General features: G+C 60.1%; 18 protein-coding genes and 1 tRNA gene. 3 read left to right on the top strand and 16 right to left on the bottom strand.

Annotation, left to right across the window (positions count from 1 at the left end; genetic code table 11):
* Window positions 1-22 precede the first annotated feature (22 nt).
* From GA615_RS15940 to GA615_RS15930, 3 genes are all read right to left on the bottom strand, one after another.
* Window positions 23-481 carry a response regulator gene (locus GA615_RS15940; RefSeq protein ID WP_152052306.1) on the bottom strand — a complete coding sequence of 153 codons (459 nt, stop codon included), beginning with the start codon at window positions 479-481 and terminating at the stop codon, window positions 23-25.
* Entirely contained in the window at window positions 471-2,558 is a 2,088-nt protein-coding gene (locus GA615_RS15935; RefSeq protein WP_161602373.1) for a sensor histidine kinase, read from the bottom strand. Before GA615_RS15935 ends, GA615_RS15940 begins: the two co-directional genes overlap by 11 nt.
* 123 nt (window positions 2,559-2,681) lie before the next feature.
* The gene (locus tag GA615_RS15930; protein WP_152052304.1) at window positions 2,682-3,812 is read right to left on the bottom strand and encodes an ATP-binding response regulator; all 1,131 of its coding nucleotides are present in this window, start codon (window positions 3,810-3,812) and stop codon (window positions 2,682-2,684) included.
* Between the two features lie 343 nt (window positions 3,813-4,155).
* On the opposite strand from GA615_RS15930, the gene glgB reads away from it, so the two are divergent.
* Window positions 4,156-6,417 (top strand): 1,4-alpha-glucan branching protein GlgB, encoded by a 2,262-nt coding sequence (gene glgB, locus GA615_RS15925; protein ID WP_152052303.1) that lies wholly within the window; start codon window positions 4,156-4,158, stop codon window positions 6,415-6,417.
* A 218-nt stretch (window positions 6,418-6,635) separates the two neighbouring features.
* Here the strand turns inward: glgB and GA615_RS15920 are convergent, their stop codons facing one another.
* From GA615_RS15920 to GA615_RS15885, 8 genes are all read right to left on the bottom strand, one after another.
* Window positions 6,636-7,139 (bottom strand): hypothetical protein, encoded by a 504-nt coding sequence (locus GA615_RS15920; protein ID WP_152052302.1) that lies wholly within the window; start codon window positions 7,137-7,139, stop codon window positions 6,636-6,638.
* A 165-nt stretch (window positions 7,140-7,304) separates the two neighbouring features.
* Window positions 7,305-8,390, bottom strand: coding sequence for a DnaA/Hda family protein (locus tag GA615_RS15915; protein WP_152052301.1), 1,086 nt, complete (start codon window positions 8,388-8,390; stop codon window positions 7,305-7,307).
* A gap of 19 nt (window positions 8,391-8,409) precedes the next feature.
* Complete coding sequence (smpB, locus tag GA615_RS15910) at window positions 8,410-8,904, bottom strand: SsrA-binding protein SmpB (RefSeq protein ID WP_152052300.1); 495 nt, start codon at window positions 8,902-8,904, stop codon at window positions 8,410-8,412.
* A gap of 104 nt (window positions 8,905-9,008) precedes the next feature.
* A complete protein-coding gene (gene folK, locus GA615_RS15905; protein WP_152052299.1) occupies window positions 9,009-10,025 on the bottom strand; it encodes a 2-amino-4-hydroxy-6-hydroxymethyldihydropteridine diphosphokinase in 1,017 nt (338 codons plus the stop codon).
* Window positions 10,026-10,045: 20 nt separating this feature from the next.
* Window positions 10,046-11,215, bottom strand: a complete 1,170-nt coding sequence (locus GA615_RS15900; protein WP_152052298.1) for an LL-diaminopimelate aminotransferase — start codon at window positions 11,213-11,215, stop codon at window positions 10,046-10,048.
* An 85-nt stretch (window positions 11,216-11,300) separates the two neighbouring features.
* The gene (locus GA615_RS15895) at window positions 11,301-12,041 is read right to left on the bottom strand and encodes a YebC/PmpR family DNA-binding transcriptional regulator (RefSeq protein ID WP_152052297.1); all 741 of its coding nucleotides are present in this window, start codon (window positions 12,039-12,041) and stop codon (window positions 11,301-11,303) included.
* 155 nt (window positions 12,042-12,196) lie between these two features.
* Window positions 12,197-14,440 (bottom strand): tetratricopeptide repeat protein, encoded by a 2,244-nt coding sequence (locus GA615_RS15890; RefSeq protein WP_152052296.1) that lies wholly within the window; start codon window positions 14,438-14,440, stop codon window positions 12,197-12,199.
* A 494-nt stretch (window positions 14,441-14,934) separates the two neighbouring features.
* A complete protein-coding gene (locus GA615_RS15885; RefSeq protein WP_235905495.1) occupies window positions 14,935-15,774 on the bottom strand; it encodes a prephenate dehydrogenase in 840 nt (279 codons plus the stop codon).
* A 273-nt stretch (window positions 15,775-16,047) separates the two neighbouring features.
* On the opposite strand from GA615_RS15885, the gene GA615_RS15880 reads away from it, so the two are divergent.
* Window positions 16,048-16,119: transfer RNA gene (locus GA615_RS15880), tRNA-Cys, on the top strand.
* Window positions 16,120-16,300: 181 nt separating this feature from the next.
* Here GA615_RS15880 and GA615_RS15875 read toward each other — a convergent pair.
* The 4 genes from GA615_RS15875 to GA615_RS15860 form a co-directional block, all read right to left on the bottom strand.
* Window positions 16,301-17,542: an aldo/keto reductase gene (locus tag GA615_RS15875; protein WP_152052294.1), complete on the bottom strand. Its 1,242-nt coding sequence runs from the start codon at window positions 17,540-17,542 to the stop codon at window positions 16,301-16,303.
* A 70-nt stretch (window positions 17,543-17,612) separates the two neighbouring features.
* Window positions 17,613-18,752, bottom strand: coding sequence for a bifunctional 2-methylcitrate synthase/citrate synthase (locus tag GA615_RS15870; protein WP_152052293.1), 1,140 nt, complete (start codon window positions 18,750-18,752; stop codon window positions 17,613-17,615).
* Window positions 18,753-18,780: 28 nt separating this feature from the next.
* Complete coding sequence (prpB, locus tag GA615_RS15865) at window positions 18,781-19,683, bottom strand: methylisocitrate lyase (protein WP_201750206.1); 903 nt, start codon at window positions 19,681-19,683, stop codon at window positions 18,781-18,783.
* Entirely contained in the window at window positions 19,683-21,191 is a 1,509-nt protein-coding gene (locus GA615_RS15860) for an MmgE/PrpD family protein (protein WP_152052291.1), read from the bottom strand. The genes prpB and GA615_RS15860 overlap by 1 nt, the downstream gene beginning before the upstream one ends.
* Window positions 21,192-21,524: 333 nt before the next feature.
* On the opposite strand from GA615_RS15860, the gene GA615_RS15855 reads away from it, so the two are divergent.
* Window positions 21,525-23,117, top strand: coding sequence for an alkaline phosphatase D family protein (locus GA615_RS15855; RefSeq protein ID WP_152052290.1), 1,593 nt, complete (start codon window positions 21,525-21,527; stop codon window positions 23,115-23,117).
* Window positions 23,118-23,253: 136 nt separating this feature from the next.
* Here GA615_RS15855 and GA615_RS15850 read toward each other — a convergent pair whose 3' ends face one another.
* On the bottom strand, window positions 23,254-23,997 hold the full coding sequence (locus tag GA615_RS15850) for an NIPSNAP family protein (RefSeq protein ID WP_161602372.1): 744 nt from the start codon (window positions 23,995-23,997) through the stop codon (window positions 23,254-23,256).
* Window positions 23,998-24,240: the final 243 nt, after the last annotated feature.

The following is a 24,240-nucleotide window of genomic DNA, read 5'->3' as shown; positions in this document are numbered from 1 at the left end:
GATTCGTTCGACTCCTGATCAATCACCGATCACCGATCGGCGGTCGGCGCGGGGGGCGAATGGCAGTCTCCTCCCAGTAACGACGAAACGATGCCGCCAGCTCTCGGAAGCGCTGAAAATCACCCGGCTTCTGGATGAACGTGTTGGCGCCGGCCTGGTAGCTCTGCCAGACGTCCTCGTCACGGCCGGAGGTTGTCATGACGACGACGGGAATGGCACGAAGCAGAGGATCGTTTTTGAGCCGGGCCAGGATCTGGGCACCGTTCGGGCCTGGAAGGTTCAGATCGAGAAGAACGAGATCGGGGACCAGGTCTGGGGGACAGTTGAGGTCGCTCAGACGATCAAGGTACTTCATCGCCGCCTCGCCATCGGAAAGGACGGTCAAGCGGTGCCTGAAGCCGACATCGTCGAGGGCCCGTCGCAGAATGAGAACATCGGGAACGCTGTCCTCAACCAGAAGCAGATGAAACTCAGCGGACATGGATCGCGGAGTCCGGAGATGAGACCGACCGATTGTTCTCGGAGACGGGGAGCCCCGAGTTCAAAGAGGCGGGAACCATCGGAAGATCGACGAAAAAAGTTGATCCGGCTCCGGGATGACTTTCGACCCAGAGCCGGCCACCATGGGCACGGGCGATTTTCTGGCAGATCGCCAGGCCGGCTCCCGTCCCTTCATAGCGGTCCCGAGGATGAAGGCGCCGGAACATCTGGAAGATCGTTTCGTGATATTGAGGATCGATACCGATTCCGTTATCGCGAATCAGGATGGTCACACGATGCTCGCGTTTCGGCATTGGACCGACGTAAACTCCGACCTCGACTCGGGGGGAGCATGATTCATTATATTTTAGCCCATTGCCAATCAAGTTCCCAAGAAGCTGTCCAATTCGGGTCCGGTCGCCCCAGACCGTTGGCAAGGTGCCCAGGACCCGGACCTCGGCATTTCGACTGCGGATCAGCTCGGCAAAGTCGATTCGAAGCGTTGCGAGCACGTCCTCCAGGGAGACGGGCTGGAACTCCGAGGTGGCCTGGCCTGCTCTTGAAAGCTCCAGGAGATCGCGGATCAGGGTCCGCATCCGAGTCGAAGCCTCGGTGAGATAGTTGAGGAACTCGCGGGCCTGATCGTCGAGTCGATCCGCATAATCTTGCTTCAGAAACCCGGAGAAGGCAATCAGGGTTCGGATCGGCTCTTGCAGATCGTGAGAGATCACATAGGAAAACTCGTCGAGTTCCGTATTTTTTCGGGACAGCTCGTCATTGATGCGCGCGAGTCGTTCATTGTTGCGCCGTAACTCAGCTTCGAGGAGTTTCCGGGCCGTGATGTCCTGCGCCACGCTTCTTGAATGAATCAAGCGGCCTTCGGAGTCCCGCACGGCCACGGCGGTGACGAAGACGTCGATCAGGCGACCATCCCGAGTCCGCCATTGGCTCTCAACCTCAATTCGACCGGACGTGAGAAACTGGGCAAAACGGCTTCGAAACGAAGGCCGAAGCTCCTCGGGAAGCAGATCGACGTAAGGTCGATTCAGGAGTTCACGGCGCGAGTAACCGAGCGTTTTCAGGAGCGTCTCATTGCAGACCAGAATGTGGCCTTCGCGGTTCAGGCTGAAATACATAGCCGGAGCATTTTGATAGAGGTCGCTGTAGCGGTCTTTCAGGTCGGCCAGGGCTTGATTAGTCAGTTGAAGGGTCCGATTCAGCTGCTGAAGTTCCTCGGTACGCTTGCGTTCTTTGCGACGGGCTCGAATCCGATGGGTAATGTCAGTGACATGGCATCGGAGGTAAACCACCGACCCTTCGGCATCGTATCGGGTCGAGACATTCAGTTCGACCACCCGGCGATTCCCGCCCAGAGTGGAGAGCCGGTAAATCAGGCCGAGAGCTTCACCCTTGCCGGAGGCGTTTCTGAGGGCTTGGGCCGCGGGAACTCGGTCGTCTGGGTGAAGCAGATCGAGAATCGAGAGTCGCCGGAGCCGATCCAAGCCGGCTCCCAGGAAGGTTTGTAACCTGGGGCTCACCTCGGTCCATCGGAGTGATTCCGGCTCCAGGCGTCCGACCATGTCTCGGGTTTCGAAGGTCGCCGACGAACCCTCGAGGCCATCGACTTCCGAAGGAGGATCGAACAGCCCACTCCGCGTGAGCGCTTCGCGAGCAGGACTGGAGGGAGCCGTCGCTGGCGTGCGTCGCATCCGCGGAGTTGACCCATCGAATTGGCCGATGGTTCGGTGGAGTTCGAACAGCGCAGGAGGAACGTGGACCCCGATCGTTGCTGAGGAGGTGGTTCGGCCGTGTTCGATTCCCTCGATCTGAGCGGTCAGGCGCTCATTCAGCATGAGCACTGGGTGAAGCCAGCGGCTTCGCTCGACGAACAGCCCCCAACCCAGGCCGATGGGCAGAACCAGCGCGGCCCCGGTCAGCACTCCCACGACAAACGGCGGAGCCCCCCAGACTGTTCCGGCGAGTGCGAGAAGGAGGATCAAACTGATTCCCAACGCCATCGCCGCCACCACGCGCAGGCGTCTGGTGGCAAGGTTCCGACCGTTTCCGGTCCAGGTCATGCGATCGCCTCGAACGGTCAGGAACTCGGATGGATCGGCCCGAAGAACACGAGCCCTTGAATTCGAATTTCGGAGGGATCGGCCTCGCGAACAACCCTCTGAGGGCATCGGATTTCGCTTCAGCTAGGACAATTCCGCCGAGCGGTTCTGTGCAGGGGGCGACGTGGCTCCTGCGGTCGAATCGGGCAGCCAGAGCAAGAAACAGGCACCTCCTTCGGGGGAGTTCTCGACGGAGAGCCGTCCGCCGTGCTCCCGAAGAATCTCGGCGGAGAGGTAAAGCCCATAACCGGTGCCGGTGTCCTTGGTCGTAAAGAAGGGCTCGAAGATGCGGGGCATCACGTCTTCGGGAATTCCCGGCCCACTGTCGAGGACCTCGATACAAATTCCCGGACGATCGGCCTCGGATCGTGGAACGAGGCGAAGTCGGATCGTGCCTTCCGAGGCGTTCGAGAGAATCGCTTCCCGAGCGTTGGTCATCAAATTGAGCAAGACCTGAAGCAGGCGGCCGGCGTCGGCTCGAACGGTCGGCATGCCCTCCGGCGCCGGTTCCACAAGGAGTTCGACATGTCCCTGTTTCGGGTCGGAGCCTTTGCGAAAATAGTCGATCGCCTCGCGGAGCAAGGGTTCGAGTTCCAGGGGGCGCAGCACGGGAGGACCGCCCCGAACGGTCGCCATCAGATGTTCGAGACGAACTTGCAGGAGCTGAACGCTTCGGATGATCGGGTCGGCGAATCGAATGGCCGGGTCGTCTGCCTGCAATTGCATCCGCATGAGTTCGGCGTTGCCTCGAATCACGCCAAGCGGCCCCCGAATCTCATGTACGATTCCAGCCAGAAGCCGCCCGATCTGGGCCATTTGCTCGTTGAGCAGGGAGGTATTGGCCATCTGCCGGTAACGGCAGAGGCGGCGCACCCGGGCCAGAATCACCTCAGGAGCGGCATCCTTGGCGACGTAGTCGTCAGCCCCTGCTTCAAGTCCGGCAAGGACATCAGCCTCGTGATCTCGAACTGTGAGCATCAAGACCGGGATGCCGCTGATCATCGGGTCGGCCCGGAGTGCCCGGCAGACGCGATGCCCGTCAATATCCGGCAGGTTGATGTCGAGGATCACCGCATGGGGCCGGATCGTTTGTGCCGCGGCGAGGGCCTGACTGCCCGTTTCGACTTCATAGACGCGAAAGTCGGCCCGCCGCAGAAGGGTCCGGAAATACGCTCGGTCCGTCGGGCTGTCGTCGACGATCAGTACGTCGCTCATTCCATTGCGTCCGCGAGCCGGTCTTCAAACCCAAGCCATCGGGAGAACTGCTGGAACCCGTCGTTCTGGACTTCCTGAAACCACTGCGTCACCGGCTTGATGCGCGGTGTCGAGAATCCGGAGCAACGAACCGAATCGGCACCCTCAGGGCCAGAGTCTCCCGTCCGGAGCGATCATTCCCATCATGGCATAGCGGCCACTTACGATCAATCGTCCGTCCGAGACGGTTCTTGGCATTGAGGTTGCAGCCCTCCGTCGGGATGACTAGCCTACTGACGAGCTAGCCTGGCCAAACTCCGAGGACGACGGATCGTTACGGACCCTACTAAACCTTGAAGAAATCATGAGCACGACGACCCATCCGAACTCTCCCTCCGTTTCGACACCGACCTTGCACACGTCCGATATTGAGCAACTGATTGATGCCAGGCACTGGGATCCCTTCGGAGTGCTTGGCCCTCATGTCATCGACGTCAATGGGCGGACCCATCTGGCCATTCGAGCCTTGCTTCCCGATGCGGCCCGCGCCTGGGTAGTCGATTTGACCGGAGGAGAACCCGGCACTCCGATTGCCATGAATCGGTTGCACCCGGAAGGGCTCTTCGAGCTGGTCATTCCGGATCGATCCTCGGTAATCCCATATCGGCTGGCGATCGAAAACGGCGAGGGGCATCGCTGGCAACTGGTCGACCCGTATCGTTTCGGGCAGGTGCTCTCAGATTTCGATATTTATCTGCTCGGTGAAGGGAACCATTTGCGTTCCTACGAGAAGCTCGGAGCGCACGTTCGAGAAATCGATGGCATCCGAGGGGTTCACTTTGCCGTCTGGGCTCCCAATGCCCAGCGAGTCAGTGTGGTCGGAAACTTCAACCACTGGGACGGCCGTCGCCACCCGATGCGCAACCTCGGACCGACGGGGCTCTGGGAAATGTTTATCCCGGACCTCCAGCCCGGAGAGGTCTACAAGTACGAGATCAAGAGCCGATACAACAATTACCTTGTTGCAAAGGCTGACCCCTACGGTTTTTATGCCGAACGCCGACCCCAGACCGCCTCGATAGTCTGGGATGTCGACCACTTCCGCTGGAACGACGCCGAGTGGATGGGGCAGAGGACCCAGAAGCAAGGGCTCGATGCGCCCATCTCGGTCTACGAGGTTCACCTCGGCTCGTGGAAGCGCCGGGCTGAACAGAACGGCGAGTATCTCTCATATAAGGAGTTAGCGGAGCAACTCGCTCAATACGTCACCGAGATGGGGTTCACGCACGTCGAGCTACTGCCGATCAACGAACACCCGTTTGACGGGTCCTGGGGCTATCAACCGGTCGGACTGTACGCGCCCACCTCCCGGTTCGGCTCTCCCGATGACTTTGCCCTGTTCGTTGACACGATGCACCGCCACGGGATTGGCGTGATCATCGATTGGGTGCCAGCCCACTTCCCCAGAGACCTGCACGGCCTGGGCTATTTCGACGGCACGCACCTGTACGAGCACGAAGATCCGAGGCTGGGGGAGCACCGCGACTGGGGGACGAAGATCTACAATTTCGGACGCTCCGAGGTCCGGAATTACCTGCTCGCAAATGCCCTCTTCTGGCTGGATAAGTATCACATCGACGGCCTTCGAGTCGATGCGGTCGCGTCGATGCTCTATCTCGACTACAGCCGAAACCCCGGCGAGTGGGTTCCCAACGCGTTCGGTGGCAACGAGAACCTCGAAGCGATCGATTTCCTCAAGAAGTTCAACGAGGCGGCCCACGCTCAGTTTCCCGGGGTTCTGACCATCGCCGAGGAGTCGACCGCGTTTCCGGGAGTCTCCCGTCCGACGTACGTCGGCGGACTCGGGTTCAGCCTCAAGTGGAACATGGGCTGGATGAATGACACGCTTCGATATATTTCCAAAGACCCCGTCTATCGCAAGTACGAACATGGCGTGCTGACGTTTAGTCTCGTATATGCGTTCAGCGAGAATTTTATGCTTCCGCTTTCGCACGACGAGGTTGTGCACGGGAAGCGATCGTTGCTCGACAAGATGCCCGGTGATCTGTGGCAAAAGGTGGCCAACCTCCGGCTCTTGCTCTCCTATCAGTGGACGCATCCTGGCAAGAAACTCCTCTTTATGGGAGGAGAGTTTGGCCAGTGGCGCGAGTGGAACGAGTCGGAAAGTCTCGACTGGCACCTGCTCCAGTGGGCCGACCATCAAGGACTCCAGCGGATGGTCGCTGACCTGAACCGCATTTATCAGTCCGAGGGAGCCCTGCACGAAATTGACTTTGATTGGCAAGGGTTTGACTGGCTGGAATTGCACGACTGGGAAAACAGCGTTCTGGCCTTCCTTCGGAAAGGGAAACAGCCCAGCGACGAACTGGTTGTTGTGTGCAACTTCACCCCTTGTCTGCGGGAGAACTACCGGATTGGCGTTCCGCGCGGTGGTGGCTATCGCGAGGTCTTTAACTCGGATTCGTCCCTCTACGGGGGTTCGAACGCCGGCAATAGCGGGTATCTCGAAGCCATCAATGAACACCACGCCGGCCGCCCGTTCTTCCTGAACCTGACCCTGCCTCCGCTGGCCGTGGTCATTCTCAAGCCCGAGCAGACGGGCTGAGCCGATCTCGCAAACCGTTGTCGACGCTCAACCTGGCGATCGGTTCCCCACGCTTACGATTGGGGAACCGATCGTTTTGTCGTTGGTGATCGAGGTCACTGAGTTCGCTGGCTGACAACCAACCGAAACGACAACGACCCGGCACCTCGTTCGGAGGGTGCCGGGTCGTTCGAAGGGGCTTCTCGAATAATCGGGGGCAAGTTCTCAGGACAGTGGCCTCAATACCCGATTCCTCCCCGATAACCACCACCCATGCCAGGTCCGTACGTGCCCATTTGAGCCGGACCGTACCCAACCGGTGCTCCGTAGCTCATGCCGCTCCCGTATGCTCCCGGCGCTCCGTAGCCCATGCCGCCACGACTATAGCCGCTGGGCATCGCCTGGCCCAGGCCGCGCATCACGCGTGCGGGAGCGTTGATGAACTGGCCCATCATTCCTTGACCCATTCCGTATCCGGTCGGAGCGGGCATGGCCGAGTAAGGGCTGGGTGCCACCCCGTAGGCTCCCTGGTGGCTGGGCATCGGAACGGAGTAGTACCCACCGTGGGAGGTCCCATAGGTGACGGGAGCAGTCGCACAACCGTAGGCCATGGTGGTGGTTGTACGCGTTTTGGCCTTGCGTTTGTGGCAGGCGGACGCAGGGTCGGAACTGAAAAGGACGAGCGCCGTGGCGATCGCGGTGGTCCGGAGGGCAAGAGAAACGGTGCGTCGAGTCGTAATCATGGTGTCGCTCCTTGGCAGGCTCATGAATGGGTCGCGACGGAGAGGCCACCATCGCTTGAAGGTGGTCGCCGTTGCAATCGATGCAGGCTTCCAGGTCTGCGAATTCGATACCGATGACGCGGGTGTTTCTAAGCTCCTGCAGCGTCGAGTCGAGTTGCGGGCCAGTTAGGTCGAACTGGGACCTGGGACTTCAGAGCGCCACTGACTGCGGATTGCTTCGGCAACACTTGCGAGTGCAGGATCGTTCGAGAGTCGTTGCGTGGTGGCGAGGCAGGCATGGCGGATCGTTTTGGGATCACGACCGCCAAAGGCCTTGCCGATCTCGGCATAACTGGACCCGGTCAGTTCTCGGGAAAGCAGAATCGCCAGGTGCCTTGCCTCGACCAGAGTGGCTCGTCGGCTGGCTGATCGAAGGTCTCGCGGTCGAAGCCCGAAGGACCGGGCGACGACCGGAATGATCTGGGCGATCGAGACGGCCGAGGTCGCCGAACGGTCGTCATGGATCAAGGCATGAACGAGTTCCAGATCGATGGGACGACGTTCCACGCGAGCCATCAGTGAAATGCGGGCAAGCCAGCCGTCGATCAGCCGGTAACCCTCTGCAGCCTCGGCCAGCGCATCGAGGGCCTCGGCGGTTCCGGTCAGTCCGAGCTGGCGTGCCCGATCGAGCAGATAGCGGCGTCGGGTCGCGGGTCCGGGAAGTTCCAGCCGCACGATGAGGCCCACTCGGAGCCGATCGGCCAGGCGGCGAGGCCATCCGGCCCAGCGTCCCGGATCGTTCCGAACGGAGACCGCAACCGAGGCCCCGGCGGCATCGAGCGCATCGAGGGTCGGTTCGAGTTCCGCCAGTGCGAGCGGAGAACGAGCCATTCCGTGCAGATCGTCGATCGCGAGCAAATCGACATCCCGAAAGGTCCGACGTAATTCGGCCCAGTCTGCCGGAGTCTCTCGATCCGCAGCCCAATGGCACGCATCGGCAAAGCCCTCGGCCGTGATGAGGGAGACGGAGGCCTCAGGCCTTCGAGCGATGCGATCGGCAATCAACTCCTCAAGCAATCGGGTTTTTCCCGATCCCGAGGGGCCGATGAGTACCAAGGGCGAAGCGTCGTTCACCCCTCGCGCAAGTTCCCGAACCGCGGCCTGAGCCAGTTCGTTTTCCGGGCCGACCAGGTAGCCGTCCCAGGGCCCCGATCGAGGGGAATCGAATGCCGAGCGATCGAGGTTGTCGAGAGGGGGCGGCGACTTTTTCATCCGTCCGGCCTCGAACCGCTCAGGATCGCTCACGAAGGGCGCGATTGATGTCTCGCTTGGTTTCCCGAGATTTGATCGCCTCGCGCTTGTCGTGCAGCTTGCGCCCGCGGGCAATGGCGATCTCAACCTTGGCGATGCCGTTCTTGAAATAGAGTTGCAACGGGACGATGGTCAGCCCTTTTTCGCTGGCCTTGGCCTTCAGGCGGTCGATTTCCCGACGGTGAAGGAGAAGCTTCCGGGGACGCTTGGGGACATGGTTCATGCGGTTGGCTTCGACGTATTCGGGGATGTCAACGCCGTAGAGCCATGCCTCGCCCCGATCGAGCGCGGCGTAGGATTCCTCCAGGCTTGCCTTGCCGTTGCGGAGGCTTTTGACTTCCGTTCCTTTCAAGACAATCCCCGCCTCAACCTTTTCCAGGAGGTCGAACTCATACCGGGCGCGACGGTTCCGGGCGACGACCTGGATGCCGTCTGCCTTGGCGTCTTTTGTCTTGCCGCCGCCCTTCTTCGCCATCGAAGCGTCCTTCTCATCGAGCGTCCGGAAAGCCCGAACCAAAGCAATCGAGTGTGATCGAATTGTAAAGGCCCTGTCCGAGTTCGGGCAAGGTGCGTCGGGCCTTACGCGCCGAATCCGGCCCGAGATGCCTCACAAGCGGCCCGGATCTCAGAGGCGATTTCCTCCGGGCGTCCAACCTCGGGGCGTAGCAGGGGGAGTGGCCGACCGTTCCTGGCCAGATCCGCTACGGAACGGTCATCATTGATCGAGACCACAAACGTCGGAGTGGGAGCGTCACGGACCATCCTGAGGACCGAATCCAGGCGATCGACGAACCCGCCATTCGGACCATCCTCGAACCCGATTCTGGCAGCGAGTTCTGATTGAAGCCATTTCCGGAGCGCGCTGACCTCCCTTTCGAGATCAAACGATGAGACGAGCCAGGAGTCACGCGACGAACGCTTCATTTGATCGGCTGCGGCGATCAACGCATTGGTCGACTCAGCAATTCCATCAAGAAGCTGAATCGGTGAGCTATCTGCCTGGTGGTTGGGATGAAGGCTGAACTCCGGAATGAATTCGGCGCCCGGAAGCTGGTCGAGCAGGTTCAGCGCGACGTCAAGGCCCAGCCCAGGGGCAGAGATTCGATCGATTGCCACGTAACTCGGCCGTCGATCCAAATTGGCGAGCAACTCACGAACCGATCGGCGGGTGACGGGATCGACCGCCTCTGCTCCAACCTCGGCCAGGGGTGAGAGCACGAATCGTCGAACGGCGAACCGCGGATGCGGAACGATCAGTTCAGGAGTTTCAATGATCTGATCACCAAAGAGGATCAGATCCAGGTCGAGAGTGCGGGCATCCCACCGGACCTCGCGAACCCTCCCCGCGTGGTGCTCGACCTCGATCAAGAGACGGTGGAGGGCGAACGGGTCGAGCGTGGTTTCCAGCGCCGCGGCGGCGTTAAGGAAGGCCCCCTGGCCGCCGGGGCCGCCGACGGGGGGTGTCTCGAGATACCGGCTGACCCCCCGAATCACGACCTCACGAGATTGAGCAAGTTCGGCGATTGCTTGGTCGAGGATCTCCGATCGATGGCCGAGGTTGCTGCCGAGGGCGATCGAGGCCAGGGTGGTGCCCATCGTGATCGCCCCGACCCGGTTCAGAAGGAAAGTTTGCTGATGCGAGCGACCGCTTCTTCGAGACGAGGCGAGTCGACGGTCAGCGCCATCCGGAAGAAGCCGTTGCCGGCATCACCGAAGCCCAGACCCGGAGTGGTGACGAGATCGGCTTGTTCGAGCAACTTGGAGCAGGTGCTCGTCGAGTCGTACCCGGCGGGGCAGGGGATCCAGACGTAGAAGGTCGCGGCCGGGGTCGGCACGTTCCAGCCGAGGTTTTTCAGGCCGGAGACCAGCACGTCCCGCCGCTCCTTGTAGAGGGCTCGGATCGGCGGCGTGATCGTTTCGTAATGGTCGAGCGCCGTGACGGCGGCCATCTGCACGGCGGTGAAGATGCCCGAGTCGCTATTGGCTTTCACCTGTCCGAGGGCCGAGACGAGCGGGGCACCGCCGACGGCGAATCCGACTCGCCAGCCTGTCATGTTGAAGGTTTTCGAGAGGCTGTGGAACTCGACGGCCACTTCTTTCGCGCCGGGAACCTGAAGGATGCTCGGCGGGGGTTCGTCGAAGTAGACCTCGGAGTAGGCAGCGTCCTGGGCGACGACGAACCCGTGCTCGCGGGCGAGGGCGACGACCTTCTCGAAGAAGGGGAGATCGGCCGATCCGGCGGTTGGGTTGTTCGGGTAGTTGAGGAACATCAGCCGGGCTCGCTTCCAGACGTCGGCCGGCACGGCGTCGAGGTCGGGGCGGAAGCCGAGGCCCGGCTCCAGCGGCATGATGAACGGCTCACCGCCGGCGAATTGGACGGCGGAGCGGTACACGGGGTAGCGAGGGTCAGGAACTAGCCCTACATCCCCAGGGTTAATCACCGCAAGGGGGAAGTGGGCCAGAGCTTCCTTCGAGCCGATTGTCGGCAGGATCTCGGTTTCGGGGTCGAGATTGACACCGTAGCGGCGGGAGAAGAACGAGGCGATCGAGCGTCGCAGTTCGGGAGACCCTTGATCGAGCGCGTACTGGTGAAAGCTCGGATTCTCGACGTGTTGCTGGAGGCTGCGGACGATCGGTTCGGGAGTTGGCTTGTCCGGATCGCCGACGCCCAGGTTGATCACATCGCGGCCGGCGGCGATGGCGGCTTTCTTCTTCTTGTCGATTTCGGCGAACAGGTAGGGGGGGAGCTGGCGGAGCCGCTCGGACTTGACGAAGGTTTCTGGCATCGTGATCTTCCGAGGAAGGCGTTCGAGGGGCGGCAACGCACCGCGAACAGTTTGCGAGGAGTCGAGCAGGGAGGAATTGAAGCGATCAGGACGCCATCGCTTCTTCGGGAATATTCTCGTTGCTGTAGATATTTTGAACGTCGTCGTTGTCGTCGAGCAGGTCGCGGAGCTTGAGCATCTTCTTCCCGTTCTCGACATCGAGATCGACCGTGGTTTGAGGCAGATAGCTGGTCTCTGCGCTCTCGGTGGGAATCTCGTGGTCTTCGAGCGCTTTACGGACGTCGTCGAAGGCCTTGGGATCGCTGGTGACGACATAGTAGTCGCCATCGCGTTTCAGGTCATCGGCCCCGGCTTCCAGGACGATCTCCATGAGCCGATCTTCTTCGACCTTTGCGGCCTCGACCAGAAACAGCCCCTTGTAATCGAACAGATAGCTGACGCAGCCGGTCGAGCCGAGGTTCCCGCCGCAGATGTCGAAGGCGCGACGGACCTCGCCGGCGGTGCGGTTTCGGTTGTCGGTCAGGATTTCACAAAGGACGGCGACTCCACCGGGGCCGTAGCCTTCGTAAATCACCTCCTCGTAGCTCTCGGCACCGAGTTCGCCGGTGGCCTTCTTGATTGACCGTTCGATGTTGTCTTTTGGACAACTGACGCCCTTGGCCTTGTCGATCGCATAGCGAAGGCGGAGGTTCGTGACCGGATCGGGGCCACCGGTGCGGGCGGCCACGTAGATGGCGCGGCAGAGCTTGCTAAAGAGCTTGCCACGCTTGGCGTCGACGGCGTTCTTGCGGGCTGCGACGTTTGCGGCGTGGGAGTGACCAGCCATCTGGGTATGAGACTCCAGGATCGGGCGAACCACCGAGAACGCGAGAGCAAGGATTGAGCTGAATCGGGCGAATCGACCGGCCGATCGCCAGAAGGCTCAGGCTTGCAACGCAACGGGAGGTGGATCGTCAAAGGTTCGGGAAGCTTGAGGACCACTCAGGGGTTGATCGTGTCGGTGTTGGCGTCGGAGGGGGGAGGTGGGTCGTCGTCTCCGAGGGCCTGGAGCTTTTCTCGGATCGACTCGAGCGTCGGGTCGGGAGGGTCGGCATCTTCCGCCAGGGATTCGGCTCGTTTCCAGGCATCGCGGGCTTCGTTGCGACGATCGAGCACGAAGTACACATCGCCCAGATGGTCGAGATTTACGGCGGAAGCTCTCAGGCGAACCGCCTCCTCCAGGTGGGTCAGTGCATCTTCTGGACGCCCGAGCTTGTAGAGGACCCATCCCAGACTATCGAGGTAAGCGCTGTTGGAGGGGTCGGCGTCAACTGCCTTGCGGATGAGTTCCTCGGCTCGATCCAGGTTGATTCCCCGTTCGGCCCAGAGGTAGCCAAGATCGTTGTTTAACCAGGGGTCATCCGGCTGTTCTTCGAGCAGTTGCAGGAGGATCCGCTCCCCCTCCTCGAATCGGTCAGCCGAAGCGAGGGCGTTTGCCGTCCAGATTTTGGACAGGCGAATGGCCTCGGGATTGCCGGCAAATCGCTCGGGAATGCCTTGATAGAGATCCAGGGCTTCCTCGAATCGTTTCAGGCGTTGCAAGGCGTATCCCACGAGCTGAATCATGGGGAGATCGTTCGGCTGGCGATCGAGGATCTTCCGGCCGCTTTCGAGCGCTTCCTCGATCTGGCCCGCGTCGAACTGCAATTCGGCCATGCGGGCAAGGAGTTGGGGTTGTTCCTGAAGTTCGGGATAGCGCTTGAGAAGTTGCTCGAACGTCTCAACGGCTTCTCCCGGTTGTCCGGCGGCCACCAGCGAATCGGCCAGTTCCAGATGGTTCTGCGGAGACGGATCCTGTTCGAGACTCAGGCGATCGAGTTCGACTCGCTGGTCGAGCTGGTCGGATCGGGACGCGATTTCCGAGAGCAGCTCGATCCCCACCTTCCCGAGACGAGGGGGATCTTCGTTCAACAAGGCAATCCCGGCGTCGAGGATCTCTCCTGCCAGTTCCGGATCGGTTCCGATCAAGCGGAGTTGGGTTTCGATCGCCAGACGGCCACTCCGCTGAGTGCTGGCGGTTTCGAAGAGGAGGATCAGTTCTTCAAGTTTCCCTTGCTCTCGAAGCGATTGAGCCAGCGTGGCCAATCCCTCCGGGTCGGGCTGATCGCTGATGAGGTTCTGATAAAGGCGTTGGGCTTCATCGCGGCGACCCTCGGCCTCGTACCGTTCGGCAAGCGCATACCGAAGTAGGAAGTTGGACGGATCAACCTTCGACGCTTGCTCAAGCCTGGGGATGATTTCGTCGGTTCGATTCAGAACGGTCAGCACCTGAATGAGCACATCGAACGTCACCCGTCCCGGTGGCCGATCCTTGACGATCGGTTCGAGCAACGAGAGTGCTTCCTCGGGCCGATTCGCTCGGAGCAATGCTTGCGCCAGGTACAAGGGGGTCTGCTGGCTGTCCGGGTCATACACCAGGCTGCGACGAAGGGCGACGATGGCCAGATCGAAACGGCCCGCGTTGAAGAAGGTCTCCCCAAAGCGACGGTAGGCATCAGCCTCGACTTCCCCGAAGACGTCCTGAACCTGGGCTGGGGTCAGTCGAGTCGCCTCTCGGGCGTCAAGCAACTGCACAAGCTGAGCGAAGGGTTCGACGGCCTGATCGAACCGCTGCGCATCGGCATACAGACGACCGAGTTCGTGCAAGACCACAAGCCGAGCCTGGCAAAAGTCTGGAAGCTCGGGATTCTCAAGCACGGATCGGAGGAGTTGCTCGGCCGCTTCGTCGTTATTTGACGTTCGGTAGTGGCGGACAAGCCGTCGAATCGTTTCTGCGTCTTCCGGCTCGGCCTCGAGTGCGGCCAGACCGGTTTCGAGCCCTTTTTGGATGCGGTCTTCACCACCAAGTCCGAAATAGAGCCGACTCAACCGTCTGAGAATCGCGACAGAGTCGGGTTCCAGTTGCCGGGCCTTCTCAAGCAGCTCAACTGCATCCGTCCATTCGCGACGAGCTTCGAGGGCTCGTCCCGCAGCATAAAGCCGCAGGGTGTCAAACCGTTCGATATCCTCGGCCGTCCGGGGGGAACGGGGAATAAAGAGATCCGGTTGATCAATCAGTGGATGCGATTGCCCACCACCGACGGCTTCAATCCCAACGGACGTCTCATCCCCTTCCTGAATTCCAGGGGGCAACGAGAATCCCATGAGGACGACGATCAACGCATGGACGCAGTGGGAACCGATCATGATCCTTGGTGATCCTCCACTGATCCCGGTCCCTTGAAGTCACCAACTTCGGAGACCGTTGAACCTGGGTCGGACACTGCATCACAGAACTCATTGCCGGCGCGATCGAGCCGCTGGCTCGATTGCCAGATGATTGTTGTTATCGTAGCACGACCACTCACGCCCTGCCAAGTCCGCGCGCTTCCTGATGAGCGACTCTCGTTTCTGCAGTCGCCTCATCGTGGCGACAAGACCTCGGGGTACTCGAACTCCCGGTGTCCCGACCAGCAAGACGCCGTGTCGTTCTTCGAAGGCGGCAACCACCTCCGGACTCGCCACCCGGCTTGAGACGAACTCCGTACGGCTCTGAGAATTGATCCGCGTGCCCATGCGTGGCGAGCTGTCGAAGCGCTGCATGAATGACGGAGCCATTCATCGATGTCGCCTGAAGCGATTGGGGAATTCTGCGAGGACGAGTCTTGAAGTCCTGAACAAACCGGCCAGCCTTCTTGGAGTTAATGACGAGGCGGAGGGTCAAATCGCCCTCGCAGTGCCTTCGCGTCACTCCAGAGTGATCGGAGCTCGTCTCGGTCGCCACGTTGAAGGGCATCTTTGAAGCGATCGAGCGTTTCTTGAAAGTCCTCAAGGGCCGATCGAAGATGTTCTGGATTCTCAAGAAAAATCGCGACCCAGAGGTCTGGGTCCGATGCGGCCACCCGAGTTCCGTCTCGATAGGCCCCTGCTGCCAGTGACAAATGCTCAGCCGGGATACTTAGCGCCAACGCCGCGGCAACGACATGAGGAAGGTGACTGGTCCGGGCCAGGGCTTCGTCGTGGGCATCGGGGTCGAGAGTGACGGTTCGACAACCGATTGCCGACCAGAACGATTCGGCCCGGCTGAACCGGTCCGAAGGCGTTCGATTCGTGGGAGTTAAGGCGCAGACCCGTCCGTCGAGCAAGTCGGCTCGCGACGCGGCGGCCCCTCGACGCTCCGAGCCCGCAAGGGGATGGGCTCCGACAAACACACGACGTGCTCGATCATCGCGCTCGACGGCATCGACAATCCGACGCTTGGTACTGCCGGCGTCCGTAATCAGAACCTCGGGACGACTTGCGGCCGCAAGTCGTCGGACATCGTCCGCAATCCGGTCGGTCGGCGTGCAAACCACGACGATGTCAGCCTGATCGACAGCGTCATGAAGTTCGGTCGTCCCTTCGTCAATCGTTCCCAGCCGTTTTGCCTCGTCGAGCCGTTCTGTGTCACGGCCCAGACCGATCACCCGATCCGCCAGGCCTCGGCTCTTGAGGGCCAGTCCGATTGATCCCCCAATCAGACCGACTCCGACAATCGTCACCGTCCCGAACTGTCCCAATCTGACCTCCTGAGACTCACTGGCTGATCTTGCCTGTACCGACCTCACCACAACGAACCCATTCGGAACACTCCTCTGATCGTCCTCTTGAGTGCGCCTTCTCCTCGATCGAGGAATCGGGTCATCATTGACCCAAAATCGATACGAACCGCACAACAATCCCCCGATCCAGGGAGAACTGTCAGAACCTTCCACTTCAATCGTACCAGGGTCTTGCTGCCGGAAGGATGATACCCTAGAATTCTGATCCTTGAAGGCGCCGTAGCCAAGTGGTAAGGCAGCGGATTGCAAATCCGTTATTCCCCGGTTCGAATCCGGGCGGCGCCTCTTTGAATAGATCTTGAGATTGTTGGCGAGAGGACCCGAGGTGATTCGTTCACCTCGGGTTTTTTACATGGTGGGAACAGCCTGAGAAGGTTCTGAAATCGAATCGTGAGGCAGAGGAAAGGGGAGGCACGGTTTCAGCGAGAAACAGAGAACTCCCCTTGTAATTAAGTCAGGAGTGGAATCAGGTTAGGTGCCGGTCGATTTCGGGGAGCAGGCGGGCGAAGTCGAGATGCTCCGGGCAGGCAGCCTGGGCGGCGGAGAGGTCGGCGTGGGACCAGTCTCGGGCCTCCGCAGAGAGGCGGGCGTACTGGCGGCGAGCCTCAGTGCGATCGCCCAGGTTCCGGGAATAGGTAAGGAAGCGGGTGAGATCGCCGAGGGCGGCACGAGTGCCGGCGGCAAGAGAGCATCGGCCGTCGCAGTTCGCGCAGAGGGTCGGGCCATGAGCGAGGGTGGCGTCTCGTAATCGGTTGAGGTCGGCAGTTTCCAGGGGTTCGAAACGCTGGGCGGCATCAACGTTTTCGCGAATTTGTTCGGTATTCCGCATGGAACAGCAAACACTGCTGATCCGTTCGTCACTCCAGATGGCATGAAGAAGTCCCTGGAACGGGGTGAGGTTGCGCTCCTTGAGGGTCGGGACGCGCTCAACAACGTCATCCAGGATGTTACCTTGCGGAGCATCACCGAAGAACTGGCCGGCGATCTGCTTCATGGAGATCAGGCCGATTCCTTGCTCCCAGCAGGCGTCGATCGCGCGGTTGAGTGGGGCATCCTTGTCGAGCCAGGGACGGTACTGCAACATGATGGCATCGACATGCCCCGCCTTGGCGGCTGCCTGGAGAATCTGCGGACGGTCCTTGTGGTGAGTGGAAAAGCCGACAAATCGCGCTTTCCCAGACTTTCGGATCGTTTCGGCGGTTTCTTTAAACTCCTGGCTTGAAACCATGTTGATGGCGTCGTCGAGCGAGTGATCATCTCCCAGTCCATGGATAAAGAAGAGATCGATGAAGTCGGTTCCGAGCGCCTCCAACCGGCGGTCGAGCTGCTCAATCAGATCTTTCGGAGTACGTGGCGTGTCCTTGGTGACGAGGAAAATCTGCTTGCGCACTTCAGGGGCTTGTTCGAACCATCGTCTCAGGTTGCCTTCTGTTCCATAAACACGAGCCGTGTCGAACATGCGGATGCCGCTGGCAAAGGCGAAGCGTAAGAGTCGGTCGTAGCTCGGTCCTCGAATGGCTCCTTGATTGAGCATGGTGACCTCGACCCCTGTCTTTCCGAGCGGGCGTCGAGGGAACGCTGCCTCTGCGGGGGGAGCGACCTCCTGCGATCGAGTTCCCGAGGCGGCGCCCACAACCGCGGCGGATGCGAATGCACCTGCCTGGAGAAATTGACGACGGTCGGTCGATTGAGTCGAGTCGTGGTCCATCGGATGATCATCCTAACGTGTATGAGAACAAAGATCAGAAACGCCGACACTCGGTGAGACAGGCTTCGGATCAGGCGGATCGATCGTCCAGGGAGACCACTGGGCGTTCCTGGGGACCGACGTACACGCTCAAGGGTCGAACAATCCGATTCCCCGGGAGTTGTTCCATGACATGGGCACACCAGCCGGTCACGCGGGCCATCGCAAAGATGGGTGTAAACATCGGAATGTCGAAACCGAGGAGTGCGTAGGTCGGTCCGGCCGGAAAATCGAGATTCGCGGGTATGCCTTTCTGATCGCGAACGGTTTGCTCGACGATCTCGGAGATGGCGATCCATCGCGAATCGCCCGTGGCCTGAGCAACACGATCGCGGTAGGTCTTCATGGTGGGAACGCGAGAGTCACCCAGGCGGTAAACGCGGTGGCCAAACCCCATGATTTTGCGACGATCTGCGAGCGCCTTGAGAACCCAGTCGCGTGCCCGGTCCGGAGTCTCAATCTCGGTGAGCATCTCCATCACGGCCTCATTGGCTCCACCGTGCAGCGGACCCTTGAGTGATCCGATGGCGGCAGTAATCGCCGAGCCGAGATCGGACAATGATGAGGCCACAACCCGAGCGGTGAAGGTCGACGCGTTGAAGCCGTGCTCGGCATAAAGGGTCAAGGAGGCGTCGAACGCCTTCACCAGGTCCGCACTCGGAACCTGCTCGAAGCACATCCAGAAGAAATTCTCGGCCGCGGGCAGTTCCGGGTGGGGAGGGATTGGGGTTTTCCCCTGCCGGATGCGGTAATCGGTCGCGACGATCGTGGGCAACTTTGCAACAAACAGATTGGATTTTCGAAGCAAACCTGCGTGATCTTCGGGACCCGAGAACGGGTCGGACATGCTCAGAAAACTCACGGCGGTTCGCAACGAGTCCATCGGGTGATGGCCCACCGGAGCTGCTTGCAAGACCGCGAGTGTTCCGTCGTCAATCGCTCGGTTCTGACGTTCGAAGTCGGTGAACACCTTGAGATTCGTTTGGTCAGGAAGTTCGCCATGCAGGAGCAGGTATGCGACCTCCTCGAAACGGCAGTGCTCGGCGAGTGCCGCAACCGGATAACCCCGATAAAGCAGGGTTTGTCGTTCGGGAATCACCTCCGAGATCGCTGTCTCGTCAAAGATGACTCCTTCGAGTCCCTTCTTTGCTCGGAACGGATCGACGTTCATATCATCTCCGGAAAAGCAGCCCACCTGTTCATTCCTGAGGGGATGCAAAATTGAAGAGATCACGATCAAAGGTCGCGTACGATTCGTAGTCGAGCAGGTCGTAAAGATCGTTGCGAGGTTGCATCATATCAAAAAGTTCGCGTTGGGTTCCGTGCTCAGCGATTGTACGAAGCCCTGATTCGACCGCAAACATTGCCAGACGGAGCGCGGTCACCGGATACAGCACAATATTGTAGCCAAGTTCGCCAAGGGTTTCTGTATCAAGAAGTTCCGATTTTCCGAATTCGGTCATGTTTGCGATTAGGGGAGCGCTGATTGCGCTGCGGAACTGCTCGAATTCCTTACGATCCCGCAATGCTTCTGGGAAAATGGCATCGGCTCCGGCGTCGAGATAGCGTCGGGCTCGGTCGATAGCACCGTCGATCCCCTCCGAGGCTCGGGAGTCGGTGCGAGCGATCAAGAGAAAATTGGGGTCGCGACGAGCCTCGGCGGCGGCTCGAATTTTTTGGACCATCTCCTCGGGAGTCACGAGTTGTTTGTGGTCAAGGTGACCGCAACGCTTCGGGTTGCGTTGATCCTCGAGATGGCAACCGCACAGCCCAAGATCCTCCAGCACCTGAATGGTTCGTGCGGCGTTAAGAGGTTCGCCGAAACCGGTGTCGATATCCACGATTGCCGGAAGATTCGTAATCCGAGCGATGGCATGGCTGCGAGAGGAAACCTCACTCAGGGTCGTCAGACCGATATCCGGTAATCCGAGATCGGCCGCGAGCACTGCGCCGGATAGATAGATCCCTTCGAAGCCAAGGCGCTCGATCATCAGGGCGACCAGTGGCGAGAAGGCTCCCGGAAACCGAAGAAGATCGCCTCGGGAGAGTGCTTGCCTGAGCGTCTGCCGTTTCTGAGACGGTGTCTGATGGGCGTGAAGCATCAGAAGATCCCCTTGGCTGAGGTGCCGGGGGGCCCGAGGCGGTCGGCGGGCACCTCGACCGAGAGACGATCAAGATCACCAGGGGCGAGATCTCCGAGTTCGAAACAGACACGAAGAAATCGTTCGGATTCGTCCGAATCAACAATTGCCTGGGTGAGACGTCGGAACTTGTCCAGATAGCCGTCACGAGCGAAGGGCCGAAGTCCCCGCGAGTGAGCGTGGGCGACTTCCAGTTGCTCGGTGATGACCTCACCATCCTTCATCCGAATCTCGACCCGTCCTCCGAACGCCTTACGATCTGGGTCGGGATCATGGTATCGAGCCGTCCAGAATGGATCTTCCACGGTCTCAATTTTCCGCCAGAGCCGGACGGTTTCGGGCCGGGAGGCACGCTCAGGTCGATAACTCTCCACGTGATGCCATCGGCCATCCTCGAGCGCAACCGCGAAGATGTACATGACGCTGTGGTCGAGCGTCTCTCGTGACGCTGAGGGATCGAACTTCTGAGGATCTCCTGAGCCGGTCCCTATGACGTAGTGGGTATGATGGCTTGTGTAGATCCGAATCGAATCAATGGCTTCGAGGTCGGGAATGCGATCCCTCAGATCAAAGGCAAGATCGATCAGGGCCTGAGCTTGATACTCGGCCGAATGTTCTTTGGTGTAGGTTTCCAGGATGGCGCGGCGAGGTTCGTCATCGTCGGGAAGATGAACGAGATAAGCGGCGTCCGGGCCGTTCAGAAATCGGGCAATAACACTATCTTCACCTTCGTAAATCGGCGATGGACTGGTTTCCCCTCTCATGCATCGATCGACCGCCTCGATCGCGAGCTTCCCGGCGTGAGCGGGAGCGTACGCCTTCCAGGAGGAAATCTCCCCTTTCCGAGACTGCCGAGAGGTCACGCAGACGTGAACGACTTGCTGGATGGCCTGGTAGATCACCTCGCAATCGAGGCCGAGCATCGCACCGATTCCGGCAACCTGCGCCGGCCCGAGATGGGCGATGTGGTCCACCTTATGCTCGTGGAGACAAATCGCCTTCACCAGGGCAACGTGAACCTCATAACTCGCCACGATGCCTCGGAGCAGATCGGCCCCCGATCGGTCGCATTGCTGCGCCACGGCAAGAAGTGGAGGGATTGAGTCGGCGGGGTGTGCGTAGTCGGCCGCGAGAAATGTGTCGTGCATGTCCAGTTCGCGGACGGCGGTGCCGTTGGCCCAGGCGGCCCACTCGGCATGGTAGCGGGCATTTCGGGGAAGCCCAAAGACGGTCGCACCCAGGGGGCGAGGGTGGGCGATCGCTTGCTGTCGAGCAGTGATGACGGGTTTCCGAGCCAGGGCCGCACAGGCAACCCCGGCATTGTCGATCAGGCGATTGATCACCATATCCACCACGTCCGGATCGGGTGGAGGAGTGTTGGCCGCGACCCGAGCGAGGTTCCAGGCAAGTTGCTCTGAACGGTCAGGGGTCTGTGCTGAGGGATAAACTCGAACTCGAATCGCTTGCATGAGTTTCTGTCACTTCGAGAGAGTGCCAGCCCCGATTCCTCCTGAGTCGGTTCGGAGCGTCTGTCGAACGGCAAGGCATTGCTGTCATCATAAGTGAGTCCTCACCGACCCGATAGAGGCCGGTCTCGGGAGGCTAAGCCAGACCAAGAACGCCGAGCTTCGCTCAAACTTCATGAGCCCGGAGCGATAAGTTGCGGTATCCTTGTCCCTGCTCGCGGAACGAGGCCGGAGCCAACCTGGGAAGTACGCACGTTGGACGACCTTGCATCACGATCGAGGATGCAAACGAACGGTTCCAAGACTCAATCCAATCTCAGAACTCGGGAATCCGCCATGCTCGATTTGAGACACCTCCGGGACGCTGCACGATCCGAAGGCGGCGTGTCGCGTCGGCTTTTCCTGTCTTACGCATCGGCCCTCGCCGCCGTGCCCTTGTTGGGAACTCGAGCCGAGGGACGAGTTTTTCGACGGCCTGCGTTTGATCGTGACCCGTTCAGCTTGGGCGTGGCTTCGGGCGATCCCGAACCGACCGGAGTGGTCCTCTGGACGCGCTTGGCTCCCGATCCATTGACACCGGACGGTGGGATGCCTTCCGACCTCATTGAAGTTCAGTGGGAGGTCGCGACCGACGAGGCCATGCAGCAGGTGGTCCAGCAAGGCACCACCGTGGCCACGCCACAACTCGCCCATTCGGTCCATGTCGAAGTGAACGGGCTTAAGCCCGACCGTTGGTACTGGTACCGCTTCCGGGCGGGTGATGCCGAAAGCTCGATCGGCCGGGCCCGTACAATGCCGGCGCTCATGGACGTGCCCGATCGCTTACGGTTTGCCTTTGCATCATGCCAGCATTATGAGTCGGGGCTCTACACGGCGTATGAGCACATGGCGAACGACGAGCTCGACCTCGTTTTTCACCTTGGTGATTATATCTACGAAGGCGCGGGACGAGATGGTCAGATCCGGAAGCACGAGGGCCCGGAGCTGGAGACGCTGGCGGACTATCGAATCCGTCACGCGCAGTACAAGACAGACCCAATGTTGCAAGCCATGCATCAGGCGTGCCCCTGGGTCGTCACCTGGGATGACCATGAATTTGACAATAACTGTGCTGCCGACATCTCGGAACAACCCGATGTGGATCCCGTCGATTTCCTGCTGAGGCGGGCAAATGCCTACCAGGCGTATTACGAGATGATGCCCCTGCGTCGTCGTTCGTTACCACACGGGCCGGACATGCAGTTGTATCGCACCATCACATTTGGGCGGCTCGCCAATTTCCAGGTACTCGACACGCGCCAGTATCGAACCGACCAACCGAACGACGACCGGCGAAGTCCCTTGAACGAGGAGGCACTCGACCGTCGCAACTCCTTGCTGGGCGATCGTCAGTACGGCTGGCTTCAGGCCTCGCTGCTCGATTCGAGTTCAACCTGGAACGTCCTGGCGCAGCAGGTCATGATGGGCATGGTCGGTTTCCCGACCGACGATGGCCAAATCGTTTACTCCATGGACCAGTGGCCCGGCGCGGCTTCCGAGCGGATGGCCCTGATGCGATTCCTGCAGGATCGCAAGGTTCCCAATCCGGTCGTTCTCACCGGCGATATCCACTCGAACTGGGCCAACGATCTCCGGGTTGATGACCGTGAGCCGGACGCCTCCATTGTGGCGAGTGAGTTCGTGTGCACCTCGATCTCGAGCGGCGGCAACGGGCGAGCGACGATTCCAGATCTGGAAAAGCGGCTTGCCATGAACCCTGGAGTGCAGTTCTTCAACGCCCAGCGCGGCTATGTTCGATGCACCGTGACCCCGGAATCCTGGAAGAGCGATTATCAGGTCGTGGAGGATGTGACCAAGCCTGGTGCCCCGGCGGTCACAAAGGGGTCCTTCGTCATCGAGGCCGGTCGGCCTGGAATTGAGCCAGCCTGATCGCTCACAACGCTCCTGGGGTGTGGCAGTTCGTGCTCGATCAGAACTCCCCGACCAGGATGCGAGGAAACGCGCCCTTGCAAACCCCCGCGGCGTCCTTCCCTGGACGACGGGGGTTTGCTCATTGCCTGAGCGATTACTTCAAGGGGCTGAACTCCGTGGGTACAAGCATCCAACGCTCGACCGAGGCGGCCAGCGGCACCCCGTCGGGTTGGCTCTCCTCTCGGACCTGATTCCAGGCCGGATCACCCCGGAAGGACTCCCACGCATTCAGGGCTCTGGGATAGCTTGGGTGCGCGAGAAAATAGACCAGGGTAGTGGTGGCTCCCTGATCAGCCTCGATCGGCATCGTGTAGAGAATGTTGGTCATCCCATGCTTGGCAAAGAGTCCCATGGTGTGTTCACGAAACCTTTGATTCAGCGCATCGAGTTTGCCAGGACTCGCAACGTAGCGTCTCAGTTCGAAGAGCCGGCGGTCGTCATCGGAAACGTCCGTCTTCGCCCGATCCTCGGGGTTGATTGACGAGACGGCACGACCACCGATCGCGGGGAGAGCAGGGCTGTAGTCGGTCGGACTGAGGTAAACGGTTTCGACGTCCGTGACAACTTCGTTGTGGATGCGTTTCTCGCGCTCGAAGGCATTGATCCATTCGGGATCAGTGGCAAAATTTTTCCAGCAAAGCTCAGCGGCCCTCATGCTTGGAAACCCGACGAGGTAGACGAGGCGATCGTCTCCCTCGTCCGATTCATGCGGCGTCCATGCGCCAATCAGCGTAATGCCATGTTTCTGAAACAAGGGAAGATTGACGCGTTGAAAACGCTCGACCAGGACATCGAGTTTCTCCGGTGCCGTGGTATACGAACGGAGTTGGTAAGTCATCGCAGGATCTTCCGCTCCTCTTGCGGAAGCAAGTCCTAGGGTGATCGTGAGGATCGAGTACGAAGCCAGGAGCATGAGGCGTGTCATCAGCAGCGTCTCCCCAAAGAGTTCTGAACCGCTGACCGTTCTATCCGTCTCGTTGATCGGAGGTCAAGAAGGAGCAAGCTCTGAATACGACGAAAGGAACGGAGAACGCATCGCGGCCCGGCAAGGCGATGCCTTGTCGGGCCACAGCGTCGTAAC

This window comes from Tautonia marina, from assembly GCF_009177065.1.
GTDB classification, from domain to species: Bacteria; Planctomycetota; Planctomycetia; order Isosphaerales; family Isosphaeraceae; genus Tautonia; species Tautonia marina.
This window is presented reverse-complemented; position numbering and strand designations above follow the sequence as displayed.